Consider the following 19,649-nt stretch of genomic DNA (forward strand, 5'->3'; position numbering starts at 1 on the left):
TAATCTGGAAAATCTGCGTGAGAAAATACAGCCACAGATTGAAAGAATTAAAATGGATTTTTTTTGCCACGAATTACACAAATTAAAGTTGCTTAATCTGCGTGAAATAAAATAATTCGTGAAAATTAGTGGCAGATAAAGTGACAAATTAAAGTAGCAATGAAAAGTAGTTTACAATGGGCAAGAATGTTTTTTGTATCTTTATTCATAGGATGAAATAGAAGTTTGGGTGTCAAACTTTTTTCTGAAAGAATAAAACAAAAGAGCTCAATTCTAAAAGTAACTATGATGACAGTAACTACAGAGCAGAATAATGAAGCGATAAAAAAGGTGTTACCCATTATTTTAGCGACTTCTATTTTTATGCAGATGCTGGATTCGACAATTTTGAATACTTCGCTGCCTTCTATTGCTAAAGATCTGCATGAGTCTCCGCTCGATATGCAAAATGCAATTATCAGTTATGTTTTAACTTTGGCACTTTTTATGCCGGTAAGTGGTTTTCTATCGGATAAATTTGGTACTAAGAAGGTTTTTATTTTTGCTTTGTTTTTGTTCAGTCTTGGTTCTTTGTTTTGCTCACTTTCTCAGAATTTAACACATTTAGTTTTAGCGCGAATCGTTCAAGGTGTCGGCGGAAGTTTGATGACACCCGTAGGAAAACTGGCACTCATTAAAACATTTCCTAAAAAGGAATTACTTAAGGCGATGAACTTTGCCATAATCCCTGCTTTAATTGGGCCGGTTTTAGGACCTTTGGTAGGAGGTTATATGGTTGATTATTTGTCGTGGCATTGGATTTTTTTGATCAATATTCCGTTTGGACTTATCGGAATTCTTTTAAGTTTGAAATATATGCCCAATTATAAATCTAAGATTATTGATTTTGATTTAAAAGGTTTTTTCATTTTTGCAGCGGCTTCACTTTTATTGTCTATTTCGTTGGAATTATTTGGTAATACGGTTCGTGTTTCGCCGGTTTTAGTAATATTAATGTCAGGATTTTTAATGCTGTATTGGTATTATCGCCATGCGTCAAAAGATAATAATCCTATTTTTCCTTTAAATTTATTTCAAGTACGAACGTTTCGAGTAGGTATAGTTGGCAATTTGGCAACACGTTTAGGGATTAGTTCCGTTCCGTTATTATTACCTATGATGATTCAGATCGCTTACGGACAATCTGCTGTGGTATCTGGATGGATTGTGGCGCCTATGGCTCTCACTGCCATGTTTGGAAAATCGGCTGTGATTGGTATTTTGAACCGATTTGGTTATCGAAAAACGCTAATGGTGAATACTTTTATTATTGGTGTTTTAATTTGTTGCATGGCTATTCCATCTATTCATACTTCAATATATTGGTACGTTCCTATTATTGCGGTATTAGGTTTCTTTAACTCGATACAATTTACTTCGATGAATTCAATTTCTATTGCCGATTTAAGGCAATATCATACAAGCAGCGGTAATTCATTAATTTCGGTAAATCAGCAATTGGCGATTGGGTTTGGTATCGCTTTCGGATTACTGGTTCTTAAAATATTTCAAGGAGATTTAAAACTTATTCATAACGAAATTCATAATGCATTTAGATACACTTTTCTAGTGGTAGGCTCTTTAACTATTTTATCTGGATTGGTTTTTAGAAGACTGCATTTTAAAGATGGCGACAATTTGAAACCAGCCGATTAATACTAAATAAAAGCCTGTAAATTTTTAGTTTACAGGCGTTTTAAAATTTGAGAACAATTTTGTTTAACTGCCGGATTTAATAAAATTTAGATAATTTTCTTCTGATTCAAAATAAGCGACATTTCCTTCTTCATTTAACGAAATAATATAAGCGGAAGCTTTATCCACTTTTTTTCCGGTATGTGGATCTACAGCTGTTCGAACACTTTCTTCGTTTGAAATTCGTTCTACACACATATTGCAGCAGCCGTAATACATTTTTCCTTCAAACGGAACTTCCATTTGTTTTTTGCCCATATGAATGTTGTTTACCATGCAGACTTCATCATTAGTTACATGAATTCCTTTTGATGCAGCAAAGGTTTCTTTTACAGGTAGTTCAATGCTTTTTTGCGCAATAGTTTCTTGTTTTTTCTCTTGTTTTTGACATGATGCGATTACCAGAGCTATTACTCCGATAATAAGATATTTATTTACTCTTTTCATTTTTTTGTTTTTTTAATATTTGTTCCTTCTAGTATTTCTTCAGTAGCTTTCATTAAAATTTTATCTTCTTCATTCAGTTCACCAAAAACTTCAACTTGATCGGCTAAAGCACGCCCTTTGGTTACAGGAATATTTTTAGTCAGACTGTTTTCAATTCGAATTACATAAACGCCTGTATTACTTTCTACCAATGCTGTTTTTGGCACAAAAAAAGTAGCTTCATTTGCCTGCAGCGGAAGCATGGCTTCTGCAACCATTAATGGTTTTAGCTCTTTATGAGTCTGCATAATATCGGCTTCAATTTTCTCAGAACGAAGTTTGAAATCTAAGACTCCCGATTTACGTGAAATTTTGGCCATGTACTTTTTATTAGGAATAGAATTTATCTTAAAATGAATTGAATCGCCCAATTTTAAATATGGTGTATTGGCTTCTGGTATCGAAAGTGAAATACGCAGTTTTTTGTTGTCTTGTATAACTAATAATGGCTTGTCTGAACCTTTACCCATTGGACCTACATACGAACCTAAATCTACATTTCGTTCTGCAACAATTCCGTTAAACGGCGCTCTGATTATCAAATAATCGTTCATAACTTGTATTTCCTGATAGGCCGATTTTGCAGCTTCGAGTTGTGCTTGATCAGATAATTTTCGGGCTGTTATTTGATCTAAAGCATCTTTTGCAATAGCTCCTTTTGTTTCATTAGCCTTAAACATTCTGTCATAATTCGATTTTGTTGCAATATATATAGCTTCCTGCGCTTTCCATTTTGATTTAGCTGCAGCTAATTGTGCTTGAATTTCGGGTGCTTCCAAAACCATGATAACTTGCCCCGCAGTAACTGTTGAACCAATATCTACGGACATCTTTTTTACATAACTGTTGACTTTTGCATAAATAGAAGTTTCTCGATCAGAGATTAATTCGCCTGCAAGTTTTAAGGGAACTAATGGATTGCTTTTCTTTATAGAAATAGTTTCAAAACTTTGCATCATCATTGGCATTGCTGCCATTTTTTCTTCTTTTTGAGGTGTTGAATTGCACGATGCAAATACAATTCCTATTAAGATATAATATACTATTTTCATGATTTATTTTTCTAATGTTATATAATGAATGCTGTTTTCGTCTTCAGGATCTAGTGAAGATGATTGTGTAGATGTTTTGTTTTGTATCCATACAAATACTAATGGTAACAGAAGCAGTACACTAAACGAAGAAGCAATAAGACCTCCAATTACAGCTCTTCCTAAAGGAGCAACTTGGTCACCGCCTTCGCCATGTCCAATTGCCATTGGAAGCATTCCTGCAATCATGGCTAATGTAGTCATGATAATAGGACGAATACGCAATGATGCTGCCTGAATGGCTGAACTTAGAGCATCACCATTTTGTAAACGAAGCGATTCTGCATTACTAATTAATAATACGGCATTTGCAATTGATACTCCCACAGACATAATGATTCCCATATACGATTGCAGGTTTAATGTCGATCCCGTAAGTTTCATTAAAAGCAATGAACCTAAAATTACAAAGGGTACTGTTGTTAAAATAACCAACGATACTTTGAAAGATTGAAAATTGGCAGTCAGCATCAAGAAGATAACAATAACGGCGATTAGTAATCCTGTTGCTAAACTGTTCATCGTTTCATCGAGTACAGGAAGCATTCCAGAGACTTGAATGTTTACTCCTTTTGGTAATTCTCCAAGAGATTCTATTGCAGCTTGTACATCTTTTTGAGCACGTCCAAGATCTGCATCATGAATATTTGCTGTTACTGGAGTGTAAGCCATTGTTCCAAGGTTATAACTTTCGCCTAACACTTTGGTTGGTGTAATTGTGGCAACATCACCAAGAACTGGGCGGTCTGAATTTTTTCCTAACGGAACATTCATTAGCTCATCTTTGGTATTTAGAATATTTTGCGGCGTTTGTACTTGCACATCATAAGCGATTCCCATCATTCCGCCAACCCACATATTTTTGCTGGTATAACGAGAAGAGGCGGTGATTGGAACTAACGAACGCGCGATGTCTTGCGCATCAATTCCTAATTGAGCAGCTCTTACACGATCAATATTAATATCAAAAGCTGGATAGTTTAAAGACTGCGGAATTTGTTGATCTCGCAAATAGTCAATCTCTTTTAGTTTAGCCAAAAGTTTATTGGCATACATAACGTTCATCTTTTTCATCATTCCCGAAAAACGGACTTCGATAGGCGTATTGGTTCCTTGACTTAGTATTTTTTCGGTAAGTTCTATTGGTTCGAAAGAAAAATGCAATTCAGGCATTTTCTCTTTCATATGTTTACGAATGACTTCTTTTAAAGCATTGGTATTTCCATCATAATCTTTTAAAGCAATTTGCATCAATGCTTCGTGCGGACCTGCATTGTATAAGTAAATCGGACTTACTGCAAACGAAGAAGGATGCTGGCCAATAAACACAGATGAAATGCTAATATGTTCTTTGCCAATAACGGTTTCGAGTTCTTTTAAAACTTGCTTTATTTTTAGTTCTGTTTTTTCAATTCGAGTGCCTTCAGGAGCTTTTATACGTACTTGAAACTGACTTGAATTTACGGTTGGCAATACATCTTTTCCTGTAATGTTATACATTAAGAATACACTAAGCGCGGCAATAATGAAACTTGCAATTAATATTGGTTTTCGCTTTGGCATGATAGATTGTAAGAACTTTACAAAACGATTTTTAAAACCATCAAATTTGTCTTCTTTGTGCGAGTGGTTTTCATTGCTTTTCATTAACCAGTTTGCCAACACAGGAACAAATGTCTGCGATAGAATAAAAGAGAATATCATCGAAAAACCAATTGCCAATGCTAATGGCATAAATAAGGAACCAGGTATGCCGGTCATCATAAATGCTGGCGCAAATACAGCAAGAATACACAATAAAATCAATAGTTTAGGAAATGCAATTTCTTTACAAGCATCTAAGATTGCTTTGGATTTTGTTTTTCCCATTGCTAAATGCTGATGGATATTTTCGATCGTAACCGTACTCTCATCAACCAAAATACCTATGGCTAATGCTAATCCAGATAATGACATAATATTGATACTTTGTCCAAATAATTTTAGGAATAATACTCCTGATATAATTGAAATTGGAATTGTAAGCACGACTATTAAAGCAGCTCTTTTGTCATTTAAAAATAATAATACCATTAGTCCCGTTAACACGGCACCCAAAACGCCTTCGGTAATTAAACTTTTTACGGCATTAATTACATAAACAGATTGATCAAATTCATAGGAAATAGTTACATCATCTGGTAAATTGTTCTGAATGGCGGGAATCGCCTTTTTAAGATTTTTTACGACTTCCCAAGTAGAGGCATTTCCAGATTTTGCGATGTTAATGTATACGGATCTTGTGCCATTAATAAGCGCATATCCAGTCGTAATATCCGCACCATCTTTTACGGTTGCCACATCACGAATGTAAACATTATCAACTCCTCCTTTAAAAATTGGAATATTGCCAAAATCTGCCACCTCTTTTATAGTGTTGTTAGTAGGTGTTAAGTAATTAATATCGTTAACATAAATATTTCCTGATGGAGATGTGATATTATTCCTGCTGATCGCTTCAACAATCTGCTCAGGAGTTAGTTGATGTGTACGCAGTTTATTAGGATCAATGTTAATTTCGATAGTTCTCGGGCTTCCGCCAAATGGAGGCGCCGTTGTTAATCCCGGAATTTTAATTAAAAATGGTCGTGCCGTAAAATTGGCAATATCCTGCAGTTCATTGTTCGTTTTCGAATTACTTTTAAAAACCAATTGTCCAACTGGCTGTGAAGAAGCATCAAATCGAATAATAAATGGAGGCGGAGCGCCAGGCGGTAAAAATACCTGTGAACGATTAGAAAGTGCATTAATTTCGGCAATTGCCTGTCCCATATCAGTACCTTCATAAAAATTAATTTTCATTAAGGTAAGTCCTTGAGTGTTTTTAGTTTCAATACTTTCGATTCCGCTTGTAAACAGCATCATGTTTACATACATTTTTGTAAAATAACCCTCCATTTGTTGTGGCGTGTAACCATTGAATGAATGGGCGATATATACGACAGGAAGATTCATGTCAGGTAAAATATCGACTTTAATTTCTTTAGCAGCTTTAATCCCGAAGAATAAAAGCCCCAGCACTATCACCATAATAGAGATAGGCTTGCGCAAGGCAAAACGTATTAAGTTCATAATTTTCGGGTTTATTGTATTTCGTTGAGTAAAATGTTTAAATCGCCAGCTGCTGCAGCTTTAATCCATAAGGCCTGCCAAATATTGTTTTGAGCAATTTCGTATTCAATTTCTGCTCTGTTCAATGTGTAGAAAGATTGCGTTAAATCTACAATAGTGGTAAGTCCATTTTGATACAAAGCTGAATGTTGACGATAGGCATCTGCAGCAGCAGTAACTTGTGTTTTACTTTGCTCAAAAGTGGCGTAGGCATTTTTCAGCTTATCGTTGGCCAATTTTTGCTGTGCTGTTAACTCTTGACTCATATATTCATATTCATTCTGTAAAGATTGCGTTATGAATTTTTGCTCCCGTTTTTTAGAAGACTGACGGTATAGATTGGTCAGGTTCCAGCTTAGGTTTATTCCAACAAGATAATTACTGCGGTCTATTCCTACGCCATCAAGATAAGATCGATTAAAAGCCGAATTGTCTTGTACATAATTCCAGTCGAAACTAGAGCCGCGTCCTTGCATTACTCCAAATGCAGAGATGCTTGGCAGACCAAGAGCTGTTTGCAGTTTCTCTTGATTCTCACTTTTTAAAATCGCGCTTTGCTGCCATTCTAATATGGGATGTTTGCTAAGTTCTACAGTCGATTCTAAAAGTGAGACAGGTGTTGTAGTTGTAAAAAGGCTGTCGAGTTTATAAGTTTGATAGTCTTCGCCCAACATTACAGCCAGGGATTTAGAATGGTCGAGTTCCATATCGTACGCTTTTATAACTGCTGCCTTTGTGTTGGCAACTTCAGCTTTGGCTAATGAATAATCGACTTCTGGAAGTAAACCGCTTTCAGTACGGCTTTGCGTAGTAGTTTCTACAACTAGAGCACGATCAAGATTTTTTTCTTGAACGTATTTAATACGCTGGGCAGCGAGAAGGTTTAAATATGCTGCACCTACTTTCACTTGATGCTGGAATTTTACTTGATCAAGATCTTTTTGTGCTTTGTTTTCATCAGCTTTGGCAATTCCTATTTGGTTTTTAATTTTACCAAAAGTGAATAAATTCCAATTGATATTAGCCAGATAAAGAGAACCAAAAGCAGCATTCCAGTTTTGATCGGGTAATGGCATTGATGTTGCAGCACTGCCCAAACCGCCATAACTGTACATTGTCCCGTTTATGGCATTAATAGTACCATAACTTTGCTGTGCCATTAGGGTAAAGTCTGGTAAATAAGTGCTTTTTTGGTAAGAGATATTTTCTTTGGCAGCTTTTACAACTGCTTCTTTAGCTTTTATTTTTTCAAAATTCTGAATCGAACGTTCAAGAGCATTAGATAATGTTACCGTCTGTGCAAGCAGATTTTCTGAGACAAAACTGAACACTATCAATGCAAAGCATTGCATTTTCATGATGTGTATTTAAAAATTAGACAATAGAAATCTGACAACATTTCTTTGAAAAATGCTGCAGTTTGTTCAATTGCTAAAAATCAAATTCGGTAAACGCAATAAAAAATATAAAGAGGATTGCTCTTTAGAGGAATAAACGCACTAAAAAAATAGTGTGGTTTATTTACTTTAGGTAATATAAGACCAAGTATTGTCTCGTGAATAGAAACAGGTACTGGAAGATCTAAAGTTTTAAAAGCAACATCTTTAACAACTTTTTGGTGTGCTTTTTCAGTAATTTGGTTCAGCTGTGTTTTATGTTTACAGCAGTTTTTACTTTTGGGTAAATTTTTTGCAGCACATTTTGGACATATTTTTCCTGTATGTGCGCCCGAAAAAAGACTTGTTTCCTGCTTTACTCCTTTACAAAAATGGGTGATCGTGGTAAAGCCTGACGACATTACCAGATAAAAAACCGAAAGAAGTATGAGAAGTGCTTTTTTCATAATTAACTGCAAAGTTGAAGATATTAAGGGATAAACAATTGTATAATTTTGGAAGAATTTTGTAAAATTTAGGAACTGTATTTACTGCTTTTTTTGTTCTGTTGTTTCCAGTTTTTCTGGTTTCAAGTTATAACTTGAAACATCTTATTTTCTGTTTAGCTGTTTGATTTTATTAATTTTGAGAATCATGGCTGTAATAATTATAGATCGTTTTTTTAAACTGAATTTAGGATTTGGTTACAGAAATAGAAAATTTAGAAATAAGCATATTTATTTACGTCGTAAGATTTATTTTAAAATAATGAAAGAGCCTTATCTAGAATAGTTAGGGCTTTTTTTGTAGAAAATGATTTGCGAATTGTTGAGGTTTTTGTGTAGAACTTATATGCACCTTAAAAATAAATCAGAGTTATGAATTTAATTAAAAAAGGTTTTTTTCTATTGTTTAGTGTCGCTGCAATGCAAACTTTAAAAGCACAACCTGCGCCGCCGCCTTATACAATGGGATTTATTCCGGCATCGATTACAGAGGGAGATTTTGCTTTTCCGATATATGATAAATGGCATTTAAGCGGTCAAGCCGATTTTCAATTGGTAACGCAAGGTGCTTATACCAACAAGAATCCGTATGAATATACACAGCGTGTTGTAGTAAGACCATGGATTGTATATTCAGGTTTTGAAAACATGAAATTTTGGCTTGGCTACGCGCACAATCAAAAATATGAGGTTGAAGAAGCAGGAAACTACGAAACACTAGAGCAAAGACTTATATTAATGGGTACTTTTTCGCAGAATATGCCAAAAGGAACAATCTTTGAACAAGTGCGATTTGAAACTAAATTTTTTGATGACCGAAACGGAGTTCATCGAGTAATTCCGCGTTTAAGAGCTAGATTTGGAGTGAATCACTTCCTGCGCCAAACGAAAGAAAAACCGCTGTTTGTTGCGCCAAACATTGGTTACTATGCAGAGCTGATGCTTAAGTTTGCACCAAAAGATTATGCCAACGAGAATTTTGATATTTTTAGAATGTCAGTTTACTATACTGCTGGGATTTCAAAAAACCTGCACTTTCTAGCTGGAGTTATCGGACAGATGCAGCTGCGCACAAACGGAACTCAATTTGATGTTTATTATGGACCTGTTGTATCAATGAAATATAGCATAAGACCTAAAGAAAGAGAAACTTTTGATAGTGTTGACGGAGGTGCAGATTAAAAACTACGAGTTTAAGTAATTCTTTTATTGAGGTTTAAATTAGAATAAAAAAAGGGAACAGTCTATTTGACTATTCCCTTTCTTAAAATTGAATTTCTAAAATTATTTTACTCTAAAAGTAACTCTTCTTACTAGTTTTCTAGCTCCATCAGAATCTTTGTTTACTGAAGTGTCTTCACCAGCTCCAATAACATTTAATCTTGAAGGATTAATATTAGCTTTTATCAATGTGTTTTTTACATTGTTTGCTCTTGCAGTTGATAATTTATCATTGTGAGCAGATTTACCAATTTCGTCAGCATGTCCAATAATGTCAACTGAAGCAGTAGGATTGTTTCTTAAATAAGTTAAGATGAAATCGATACCTTCTGTAGAAACATTTGTTGGAGTAGATTTTCCAAAATCAAAATAAGTACAAACGTAGTCGCTGTTGATTAAGTTTTTAACCAATTCATTGTTGTTTAAAATTGGCGATTTATCAGTGTTGCTTCCGTAAGTTTTTAATAAATAGCTTTCTAATTCGTCAGGAACATTGTTGTTGTTTACATCAATAGATTTTCCTTTTGTGTTAACCATTACACCAGAAATTGTGTTTGGCTCTTCGTCTAAATAATCAGGCACACCATCTTTGTCTGTATCCAGCATAGAAGTTTCGATGTCAGTAATTCTTTGTTTCAATTCATCAATCTCAGATCCGTTATCGATTACCCAGTCAGCATGTTTTTCATTTTTACCTAAATAAACCGTTACACCAACAGTTCCGTTAAAAATGATTCCTGAAAAACCTCTAGAATTAGAAGGCGTTGCAGCATCAAAAGTTACGTTTTGAGATGCGTTAAGGATAGTTGTAAAATCTCCAGTCAAAGCAACTCTGTTCGATAATTTAATTTGACCTGTAATACCAGCCATGAAGTTACCCATTCTGTCTTTTACAGCCGAATTTTCGTCTTCTAATTGTGCCAATCCAAAACCAGCATGACCAAGTAAACCAATCGTGTTAGTCCATGTTTCAAAATTCATGATACGACCTAAGTTAGCTACAGCTTGAATATCTGCTCTATAATATTTAGTATCAAAATCTACAGAATTATTTTTTCCTGTAAAACTGTTGTAACCAAAATCAGCTTTAAGACCAAATTTGTTGTTAAACATATATCTAACTCCTAAATCTACTACATAAGGACTTGGTGTAGAAGTGAAATAGTTTGCAGACATAGGTCTTTGTGGTTTATTAAATCCTCCTCCTAATTCAATAGACCATTTATTGAAGTCATTTTTCGTTGTTTTCTCAGTTTTTGTTTGAGCATTTACAGTTGTTATTGCAGAAGCAAACAAGAAAGTAATTATGAATCTTTTCATTTTCATTAATTTTTTAAAATTTTCGGCAAAACTAAAAGACAATGTTGGTTTCAAAAAATGGGCAGTAAAAATTGAAGAGGATTTAAGAGCAAAACAAGCTGGAAGATGAAATTAATTTGAAAAATAAAAATCAGTTATTCAGATTGTTAGGGTTGATGTTTGAGAAATGTTATTTTTTTTCATTTTTTTTGCTGCGACAAGTTTTTTTGAATAGCAGCATTATTGGTTCTCTGCTTTCTATAGAAGATCTATAATTGTTTGTTGGAGCTTAACATTTTTTTATCGATTTTTATGAAAAAGCTATTCATAAAAATGAGTAGTTTTGTAGAACAAATTCTACAATAACTGTAATAATGTTCTACGTAGAATTTTATTAAATCAAACTACTTTCGCAGTTGATTTAAAATAAAAATTAAATATTTTAAAAAAAGTGAATTAAAATATGTAACTTGTTAAGGACATATTTTTTCAATTAAAAGACTCCCCAAATCTTTTAAATATTTATTGGCGATAATAGTTTATGTTGGTTTTACAAGGCTGTACTTTATTTTTTGTATAAAGCAGTTTTGATTTAACAAATAAGTATTGTTGTCTCAGAATTAAAATAGGCAGTCCTGATTTAAGATCTAAAAAATAATAATTATTTAAGTTGTAGTACATCATTCATGATGGTATTGTAGTAACCTAGTATTAAAACAATTTTATGAGTTAATGATTTTGTAACTCATTAATTTTTTTATCATTTTAAAATCTAAAATTTTGGTTAGAAAGCATTCCTTGAATAATACATTTAGTTTATTAAAACTAAAATTCAAACATAGAAAAATAATTCACTACACTTTATTGGTATGTATTATTTTGCTGCAGATAATTGCCATTGTTATTTGGAACAATGAAACTTCAAATGAATCTGAAATGTCAAAAGCATTGAGTTCTATGAATTCTATGAATAAGATTTCGAGTTTCACGAGCAAAATAAATAATTCGTTTTTAAATTCTCAAAAAGACTTTACTAATTACAGGGCTAATAAAAATAAGGCTTCTTTAGAGCAGTATACTGCGTCGTTGAATGAAATAAGCCGTTTGCTTGACAGCTTGAGTTTATTGACAAAAAACAATAAAGAGTTTGAAAAAATTCTGTTGGAGAAAAAACATTCAGAATCGAACATTCAAACTTTAAAATCTGAGATCGATTCTATTATTAGTTTACAGCATAATCCTGATAAAAATAGTGTTTCGAACGTGTTCAAATTAAATAAATTTGAATACAAGAAAATTTTAGACAGCATTAAAACAGATACTTATACAAAAGTCGACAGTGTTTCTAAAAAAGGATTGTTTTCAAGACTAGGAGCGGCATTGGCTGGAAAAACTGATGTACAGAAAGAACAGTTAAATGTTACTGTTACAATGAAGTACAAAGATAAAGTAGTAACTGGCAGTATTGAAGATCAGATCGCTAATTTGTTTAATACAACAAATAACTACTACGAAGGGCAGTTTAAAAATTTGAAAAAACATTTTGAGAGTTTAAAAAATCAAGATTCGAAATTAACGGAACTTAATAATAAACTATTGGCTTTAGAAAGCGAAATAATGCCGGTTTATAATAAGTCATTAAGCGCTCTTCAGGACAGTACTCAAAAACAGCTGCAGAATCAGTATGATTCGAATAAAATTGCCAGAAGTTATACACTTGCAGTCTTGATTGTTTTAATGCTTATCATATCGATTACCATTTTCTACTTTACTAGAATGGCATTTCAATATGAAAAACGATTGACAATTGCTCAAGCTCAAATTAAAGAAAGTTTAAACTTTAAAAATAGAATTATGGGAATGATCAGTCATGAAATCAGATCTCCGCTGAGTTTAATTTCTATTTACAGTAAAATGATCAGTTCTTCGATAAAAGATGCCGAAATAAAAGAAACTTTTCAATCTATTCAATTTACAACAAATTCGCTGCTTTTGTTAGCGAACCAAATTTTAGAGTATTCTAAAGATGAGAATCGTTTACTGAAATTAAACAATAATAATTTTCAGTTAAAAACAGAGATAAATCAGATTGTTTCATCAATGGGTTCGTTAGTTGAAAGCAAAGGAAACAAAATTGCAGTTTCATCAAATTTAGCTGATTATGAAGTTTTTTCGGATGCAGTGAAAATTCATCAGCTTTTTTATAACATAATTGGTAACGCCAATAAATTTACAAAAGAAGGACTCATAGCGATTGCAATAGATGCTGAAAAAACTGGAGACAAAAAGCTTAACTTAAAAGTAGCGATTCAGGATAATGGAAGCGGGATTTCTGAAAATGATTTGAAGAATATTTTTGAACTTTATTATCAAGGAACAGTTTCTGGAAAAGTAAATGATTTAGGAGTTGGTTTAGGTTTGAATCTTTGTAAAGAAATTGTTGAATTATTTGGCGGGGCAATACATGTTGAAAGCAAGCAAGGAAATGGGACGAAAGTTAGTTTCAATTTGATTTTAAATTTAGTTTAAAATGCAAATAAAAAAATCGTCGATAGGTGTTTTGCATACCGATGGTTGATAAGTAAAGAACCAAATCTACTAAAAAAATAATTTATTCAAATACAAATGAAATCATCAAATAGCTATAGTTTTTTAATTGCCGATGATCATAGTGTGGTTAGACAAGGAGTTTCTCTAATTATAAAAGAGTTGTTTTTAAATGCATCAATTTATATGGCGGGGAATTTTAAAGATATATTTAGTAAACTGAATGAAGTTAAGATCGATTTATTGATTTTAGATGTAAACTTTCCAGATGGTAACAGTATAAATGTATTGTCTGAAATAAAAGCAATTCAGCCTGATATTAAAATCTTAATATTTTCAGCTTATGACGAAAATATTTATGCAATGCGATATCTAAATGCTGGAGCATCTGGTTATTTAAATAAAGAAACTTCTGAAGAGGAAATGAAAAATGCCATCAATTCGATGATGCTTTCTGGAAAATATCTTACTCAGAATGTTAAAGACAGGATTCTAGATTCGTACATTACTAAAAAGCCGACAAATCCGCTGGATCTTTTGTCGAATAGAGAAATTGAGGTGGCACAATTGCTCATAAAAGGATACGGAAATCTAGAAATTTTAGAATTGTTGAACATAAAAAAAACGACAGTAAGTACTTTTAAAAACAGAATTTTTGAAAAGCTGGAAATTGATAATCTGGCTGATTTAATTCGGTTTTTTCAGTTGTATTATGACGAATAGCTAATATTCAATTATTTAGACATTTCGAAGTATTAATAAAAACAGGGATTTTTAAATCCCTGTTTTTTTTGCAGAAAAGTTTCGATTTAAGAAGTGTTTTCCTTGTAGAAATAATTCTACAAGAGGGTGGTCAATATTCTATAAACTATTGATTTTATTGGGAGTATTTTTGTATTGTCAGGAAGAGACAAGAGAATTGGAGAATAAAAAAAGATAATATTGAAAACTATTTTTTTGAAATTATCTACACCCAATTTTCTGTTTTTTAATAATGATTTTTTTTGATGCTGGCAGTATTGTTTATGTTTTTTGGAATTTAACATTTAAGTCAATTTTGTTTTTGGAGAACAGCCGTTTGATCAACATTGAGTTGTTCATTTAATTAAAGAAAATTAGAATTGACGATCTAAGAATTTAGGGGAGAGAGAATGCGTGTGTGATATGAATTGAATGAATTTCGTTGTGGTAATTGAATTCAAGAAATCTCTCCTTTCAATTTTTTTATGCTGTGAAGTTTTTTATGATGTTATAGGATGCGGTTTTTAACTTGATTGAATTTTTTAAGAAAAATTTGATTGTAAAAATGTAATGATGATGATAAAGAAAAGAGCACTTATATATGGCAATCAAAAATGTTTTTCAAAATTTTTAAAATGCAAATTTCAAGACGTTTTGATGCTTGATATCTGTAGAGATTTCAGGAGCCTAAATGACGAATTAGATGTTTATGCAGCAATTGTATTTGTTGTTTACACAGAAGAAGAGTTTCTTGATTTTTTAAGAGTATACGGAAAAGGAATTCCGCTGGTTGTTTGTTCTTTTAATAAACGAATATCAAATATTTTGATTGATTTGGATGATGTTTTCTTACTTGATACTTCAAATGTACGATCACAAATACTAAATCAGTTAAATCTTCATTTTGAAGAAACCATACTTAATACCCAAATGCCTTACTGTTGACTAAAAAGAAACTGTAATCAGGTTTTTATTAGTCATAAACTACTAAATACTAGATCATGGAATTCGACTTTTATAAAGCAAGAAAAAATAAAACAATTAATGAGTTGAAATCTAAATTGTTTGATGAAATGGAAGATGCGCTTTTTGTTCTGACGATTTCGCCGCAAAACGATTGTGCTTTGCCTTTTGTTACTGACTCTGCATATAGAATGTTTGAAATTTTACCTGACGAATTGGTTGCCAATACCATGTTTTCTGTCTATGACAGAGTTCATAAAGAGGACAGGAACTCGGTAAGGAAGTCTTTAATTGATTCTTTAAAAAAGGGAAAAAAATGGAACTCGGTTTTCAGAGTGCAATTGCCTATGAAAGGTTTGTGCTGGTTTAAGGTTTCATCAAAAAAAGAAACAAACAGCGATGGAACATTGGTTTTGTATGGAAGAATTGCTGATGTAACTGAGTTGAAAACATTAGAAACGAAGCTGGAGATTTCTGAAGAGCGTTACAAATTTGCTCTTGAAACTTCAAATTTTGGAGTTTGGAATTGGGATATGAAAGAGAATACTGTTTTTTATTCGCCGCAGTCTATAAGAATACTTGAATTAGAATCTGCAGAAAATATGGATTCTCCAGAACGATGGAATGAAATTATTCATCCAGAAGATCTTGAAAAATATTATACGGCTTTACATAATCACTTTGAAAACAAAACGCCTTTTTATGAAAATTTTCATCGTGTATTGACCTTAAATGGAAGTTATAAATGGATTTTAAACAGAGGTAAAGTAATTCAGCGTGATGAAAATGGTAAACCGTTGAAAGTAATAGGAACGCATACAGATATTTCATCACAAAAAAGAAAAGAGCTGGAGCTGCAGGAAAGAATGGAGCTTTACAGTGAAAAGAATGACAGACTGCTGAATTTTTCGCACATAGCATCTCATAATCTGAATTCGCATGCAGGAAATTTTAAACTGCTTCTGGATATGATTGATTTAGAAGAAAATTTTGCCGAGAAGCGCGAAACAATAAAGTATCTGCGAATGGTTTCAAATGATTTAAATCGAACAATTGAAGATCTATCGCAAATAGTCAACATTCAAAATAATACAGAAATTGCTGTAGAACCCTTGAATTTGAATGCTTATTTAAACAGGGTGCTTAATATTGTCAGTGCTTACAGCCATCGAAATAATGCAACAATTATAAACAATATCCCAGAAGATGCTGTGATTAATTTTAATCCTGCTTATCTCGAAAGCGTATTGCAAAATTTATGTACGAACGCCATAAAATATGCGAATCCAGATAAATTTTTGGTAATCGAATTTAACTTTTTCATAGAAAATGAGAAAAAGGTATTGACGATAAAGGATAATGGTTTGGGAATCGATCTTAAAAAATACGGTCATTTATTATTTGGAATGTATAAAACATTTCATAAGCACGAAAAGGCAAATGGAATTGGCTTATACATTACAAAAAACCAGATTGAATCAATGAACGGAAGGGTTACAGTTGAAAGTCAGGTAGGAAAAGGAACAACTTTTAAAATCATTTTTAACGATTAATTAAAAGTGATTTACAATTTAAATTTATTAGCAACAAAGAGAAAAGATTAGTTTTTAAAATGGAAAAATTTGTAATTAATAAAAAAACAAATGGAGAATTTCAGTTTGATTTTATAGACAATAAAGGAAAGGTTATTTTGAGCAGCGGAGTTTACACAAGAAAATTAATGTGCTTTAAAGGAATTGAATCTGTAAGACGCAATTCGCAAGATAATGTGAAGTTTTTTAGAAAGACATCTCGAAATAATGAAACTTACTTTAATCTGAAAGCATTCAATGGAAAAATTATTGGAGTAAGTAAAATGTTTAAAGATAGATTTTCTCGAGATAAAGGAATTGAAGCATTAAAAAAGAAAGCGCCAAATGCTTCAATCGAAGATCGATCAAAACAATCTTTCAAATTAATTTGCACTTCATCATACAATATGGCGGGCTAGAAAGCAATGCTGTAAAGTCAAACAAATATTTATTTGTTCTAATATTTATCCTTCAATTTATAAAGGTCTTCACTAAAAAATACGGTTTTTAAATTCTGCTTTTAACGATTAAACAGCAGTATATGATAATGGACTTTTTTAAGAAATCTAGTTTCTTAAGAGTGTTTGTTTATAACATTGTAATTACCAATTACTACTTGTTTTTGCGTGTTTTTTCTGTAGAAAAAGTTCTACAAGGCAAGGTTAAGGGTTCTACAATTTTTTGATTTTTAGTCTTTTACATTTGCCCCCAGATAGATGTAAGATCAGTTTATTTTTTAGAGGTTCCCCAAATCTTAAAAAACAACCTATTTATGATCAGTGAAATGAGAATTAGCAGTGTTCAATTTTTTCATTTGAATTAGTTCTTATTAAGGTTAATCGTTTTTAAAAGATTTTTTATGAAAAATTATTACTTTTTATTCCTTTTAGGATTGAGTTTTTGGAGTCATGCACAAGTAGGTATTGGGACTTCACTTCCTAACGCTTCAACACAGCTTGATGTTTCGGCAACAAATAAAGGTATACTTATACCTAGAGTTTCATTAACCAGCACACAAGACAAAACGACTATTGCAGGAGGTAATGTTAACAGTCTTTTGGTTTTTAATACACAGACAATCAGTGACATTGTTCCAGGCTACTATTATTGGTATACAGATAAATGGTGCCGTATGGGAAGTGCTGATACGGAGACTATTACAACTTTGATAGACAATAAAAACGGTACCATTACTTATACAAATGAAAAAGGTCTGCCAGTTACAATAAACTTGGCATCAGGTCCTCAAGGAATTCCTGGAGCCAATGGTAAAAATGGTGTTGATGGAAAATCTGCCTATGAAATTTGGAAAGAAATAACTAAAAATAATACAGCAACAATTACAGACTATTTGGCGGCTGTAAAAGGAGATACTGGTGCAGCAGGAATTAACGGAAAAGGAATTACAACTACAGTTGATAACGGAAACGGAACGTTTACAATTACGTATACTGATGGATCAACTTTTACCACTTCTAACCTAATAGGAGCGCAGGGAATTGCCGGAACAAACGGTGTTGATGGAAAATCAGCTTTTGAAGTTTGGAAGGAAACCACCAATAATACAACAGCAACTATTACCGATTATTTAGCGGCCATAAAAGGAGATACAGGAGCGCAAGGTCCACAAGGAACAGCAGGAAAAGGAATTACATCTACAGTTGATAACGGAAACGGAACGTTTACGATTACCTATACTGATGGATCCACTTTTACCACTTCTAACTTAACAGGAGCGCAGGGAATTGCCGGAACAAATGGTGTTGATGGAAAATCAGCTTTTGAAGTTTGGAAGGAAACGACTAATAATACAACAGCAACTATTACCGATTATTTAGCGGCCATAAAAGGAGATACAGGAGCGCAAGGTCCTCAAGGAACAGCAGGAAAAGGAATTACAACTACAGTTGATAACGGAAACGGAACGTTTACGATTACCTATACTGATGGATCCACTTTTACCACTTCTGATTTAACAGGAGCGCAAGGAATCGCTGGAAAATCAGCTTTTGAAATTTGGAAGGAAACGACCAATAATACAACAGCAACTATTACCGATTATTTAGCAGCTATAAAAGGAGATACAGGAGCGCAAGGTCCTCAAGGAACAGCAGGAAAAGGAATTACAACTACAGTTGATAATGGAAACGGAACGTTTACGATTACCTATACTGATGGATCCACTTTTACCACTTCTAACTTAACAGGAGCGCAGGGAATTGCCGGAACAAATGGTGTTGATGGAAAATCAGCTTTTGAAGTTTGGAAGGAAACGACCAATAATACAACAGCAACTATTACCGATTATTTAGCAGCTATAAAAGGAGATACAGGAGCGCAAGGTCCTCAAGGAACAGCAGGAAAAGGAATTACAACTACCGTTGACAATGGAAACGGAACGTTTACGATTACCTATACTGACGGTTCAACTTTCACAACTTCTAACTTAACAGGACCAAAAGGAGAAACTGGAGCACAAGGAGCTACAGGAAATAATGGAAAAGGAATTACAACTACAGTTGATAACGGAAACGGAACATTTACATTTACGTATACTGACGGCACAACTTTTACCACTTCTAATTTAACAGGACCAAAAGGAACTGACGGAGCAAAAGGAGAAACTGGAGCGCAAGGAGCAGCAGGAAATAATGGAAAAGGAATCACAACTACAGTTGATAACGGAAACGGAACATTTACAATTACCTATACTGATGGTACAACTTTTACCACTTCTAACTTAACAGGACCAAAAGGAACTGACGGAGCAAAAGGAGAAACTGGAGCACAAGGAGCAGCAGGAAATAACGGAAAAGGAATCACAACTACAGTTGATAACGGAAACGGAACATTTACAATTACGTATACTGATGGTACAACTTTTACCACTTCTAACTTAACAGGACCAAAAGGAACTGACGGAGCAAAAGGAGAAACTGGAGCACAAGGAGCAGCAGGAAATAA

Annotated in this window: 15 protein-coding genes; 9 read left to right on the forward strand and 6 right to left on the reverse strand. The window is 33.1% G+C overall.

The annotated features are described in order from the left end of the window. Window positions 1-285 precede the first annotated feature (285 nt). On the forward strand, window positions 286-1,695 hold the full coding sequence (locus tag B0A75_RS13330) for an MFS transporter (RefSeq protein ID WP_244284396.1): 1,410 nt from the start codon (window positions 286-288) through the stop codon (window positions 1,693-1,695). Between the two features lie 63 nt (window positions 1,696-1,758). Here B0A75_RS13330 and B0A75_RS13335 read toward each other — a convergent pair whose 3' ends face one another. The 5 genes from B0A75_RS13335 to B0A75_RS13355 all read right to left on the reverse strand — a co-directional run bounded on the left by B0A75_RS13335 (window position 1,759) and on the right by B0A75_RS13355 (window position 8,304). After that, window positions 1,759-2,181 carry a hypothetical protein gene (locus B0A75_RS13335; protein WP_089054772.1) on the reverse strand — a complete coding sequence of 141 codons (423 nt, stop codon included), beginning with the start codon at window positions 2,179-2,181 and terminating at the stop codon, window positions 1,759-1,761. Beyond that, the gene (locus tag B0A75_RS13340) at window positions 2,178-3,272 is read right to left on the reverse strand and encodes an efflux RND transporter periplasmic adaptor subunit (RefSeq protein WP_089054773.1); all 1,095 of its coding nucleotides are present in this window, start codon (window positions 3,270-3,272) and stop codon (window positions 2,178-2,180) included. The genes B0A75_RS13335 and B0A75_RS13340 overlap by 4 nt, the downstream gene beginning before the upstream one ends. Window positions 3,273-3,275: 3 nt before the next feature. After that, window positions 3,276-6,422 carry an efflux RND transporter permease subunit gene (locus B0A75_RS13345; protein ID WP_089054774.1) on the reverse strand — a complete coding sequence of 1,049 codons (3,147 nt, stop codon included), beginning with the start codon at window positions 6,420-6,422 and terminating at the stop codon, window positions 3,276-3,278. An 11-nt stretch (window positions 6,423-6,433) separates the two neighbouring features. Further along, on the reverse strand, window positions 6,434-7,819 hold the full coding sequence (locus B0A75_RS13350) for a TolC family protein (RefSeq protein WP_089054775.1): 1,386 nt from the start codon (window positions 7,817-7,819) through the stop codon (window positions 6,434-6,436). A gap of 80 nt (window positions 7,820-7,899) precedes the next feature. Next, the gene (locus tag B0A75_RS13355) at window positions 7,900-8,304 is read right to left on the reverse strand and encodes an HYC_CC_PP family protein (protein WP_089054776.1); all 405 of its coding nucleotides are present in this window, start codon (window positions 8,302-8,304) and stop codon (window positions 7,900-7,902) included. Window positions 8,305-8,715: 411 nt separating this feature from the next. Here B0A75_RS13355 and B0A75_RS13360 point away from each other — a divergent pair, with 411 nt between their 5' ends. Further along, window positions 8,716-9,525 carry a DUF2490 domain-containing protein gene (locus B0A75_RS13360; protein ID WP_089054777.1) on the forward strand — a complete coding sequence of 270 codons (810 nt, stop codon included), beginning with the start codon at window positions 8,716-8,718 and terminating at the stop codon, window positions 9,523-9,525. A 102-nt stretch (window positions 9,526-9,627) separates the two neighbouring features. Here B0A75_RS13360 and B0A75_RS13365 read toward each other — a convergent pair whose 3' ends face one another. Further along, entirely contained in the window at window positions 9,628-10,884 is a 1,257-nt protein-coding gene (locus tag B0A75_RS13365) for an OmpA family protein (RefSeq protein WP_089054778.1), read from the reverse strand. Between B0A75_RS13365 and B0A75_RS20800 the strand changes: the two genes are divergently transcribed. From B0A75_RS20800 to B0A75_RS13395, 7 genes are all read left to right on the forward strand, one after another. Beyond that, window positions 10,871-10,993 (forward strand): hypothetical protein, encoded by a 123-nt coding sequence (locus B0A75_RS20800; RefSeq protein WP_262490106.1) that lies wholly within the window; start codon window positions 10,871-10,873, stop codon window positions 10,991-10,993. The genes B0A75_RS13365 and B0A75_RS20800 overlap by 14 nt on opposite strands. A gap of 650 nt (window positions 10,994-11,643) precedes the next feature. Continuing rightward, on the forward strand, window positions 11,644-13,392 hold the full coding sequence (locus B0A75_RS13370; RefSeq protein ID WP_123872373.1) for a sensor histidine kinase: 1,749 nt from the start codon (window positions 11,644-11,646) through the stop codon (window positions 13,390-13,392). A gap of 96 nt (window positions 13,393-13,488) precedes the next feature. Beyond that, window positions 13,489-14,133, forward strand: coding sequence for a response regulator transcription factor (locus B0A75_RS13375; RefSeq protein ID WP_089054780.1), 645 nt, complete (start codon window positions 13,489-13,491; stop codon window positions 14,131-14,133). Window positions 14,134-14,727: 594 nt separating this feature from the next. Continuing rightward, entirely contained in the window at window positions 14,728-15,096 is a 369-nt protein-coding gene (locus B0A75_RS13380) for a hypothetical protein (protein ID WP_089054781.1), read from the forward strand. A gap of 56 nt (window positions 15,097-15,152) precedes the next feature. After that, complete coding sequence (locus B0A75_RS13385) at window positions 15,153-16,667, forward strand: PAS domain-containing sensor histidine kinase (protein ID WP_089054782.1); 1,515 nt, start codon at window positions 15,153-15,155, stop codon at window positions 16,665-16,667. A gap of 59 nt (window positions 16,668-16,726) precedes the next feature. Beyond that, window positions 16,727-17,104 carry a YegP family protein gene (locus B0A75_RS13390; RefSeq protein ID WP_089054783.1) on the forward strand — a complete coding sequence of 126 codons (378 nt, stop codon included), beginning with the start codon at window positions 16,727-16,729 and terminating at the stop codon, window positions 17,102-17,104. Window positions 17,105-17,544: 440 nt separating this feature from the next. Beyond that, the coding region (locus tag B0A75_RS13395) for a beta strand repeat-containing protein (RefSeq protein ID WP_133063520.1) at window positions 17,545-19,649 on the forward strand (2,105 nt) is incomplete at its 3' end.

Source organism: Flavobacterium oncorhynchi, assembly GCF_002217355.1.
In the GTDB taxonomy this organism is placed as follows: Bacteria; Bacteroidota; Bacteroidia; order Flavobacteriales; family Flavobacteriaceae; genus Flavobacterium; species Flavobacterium oncorhynchi.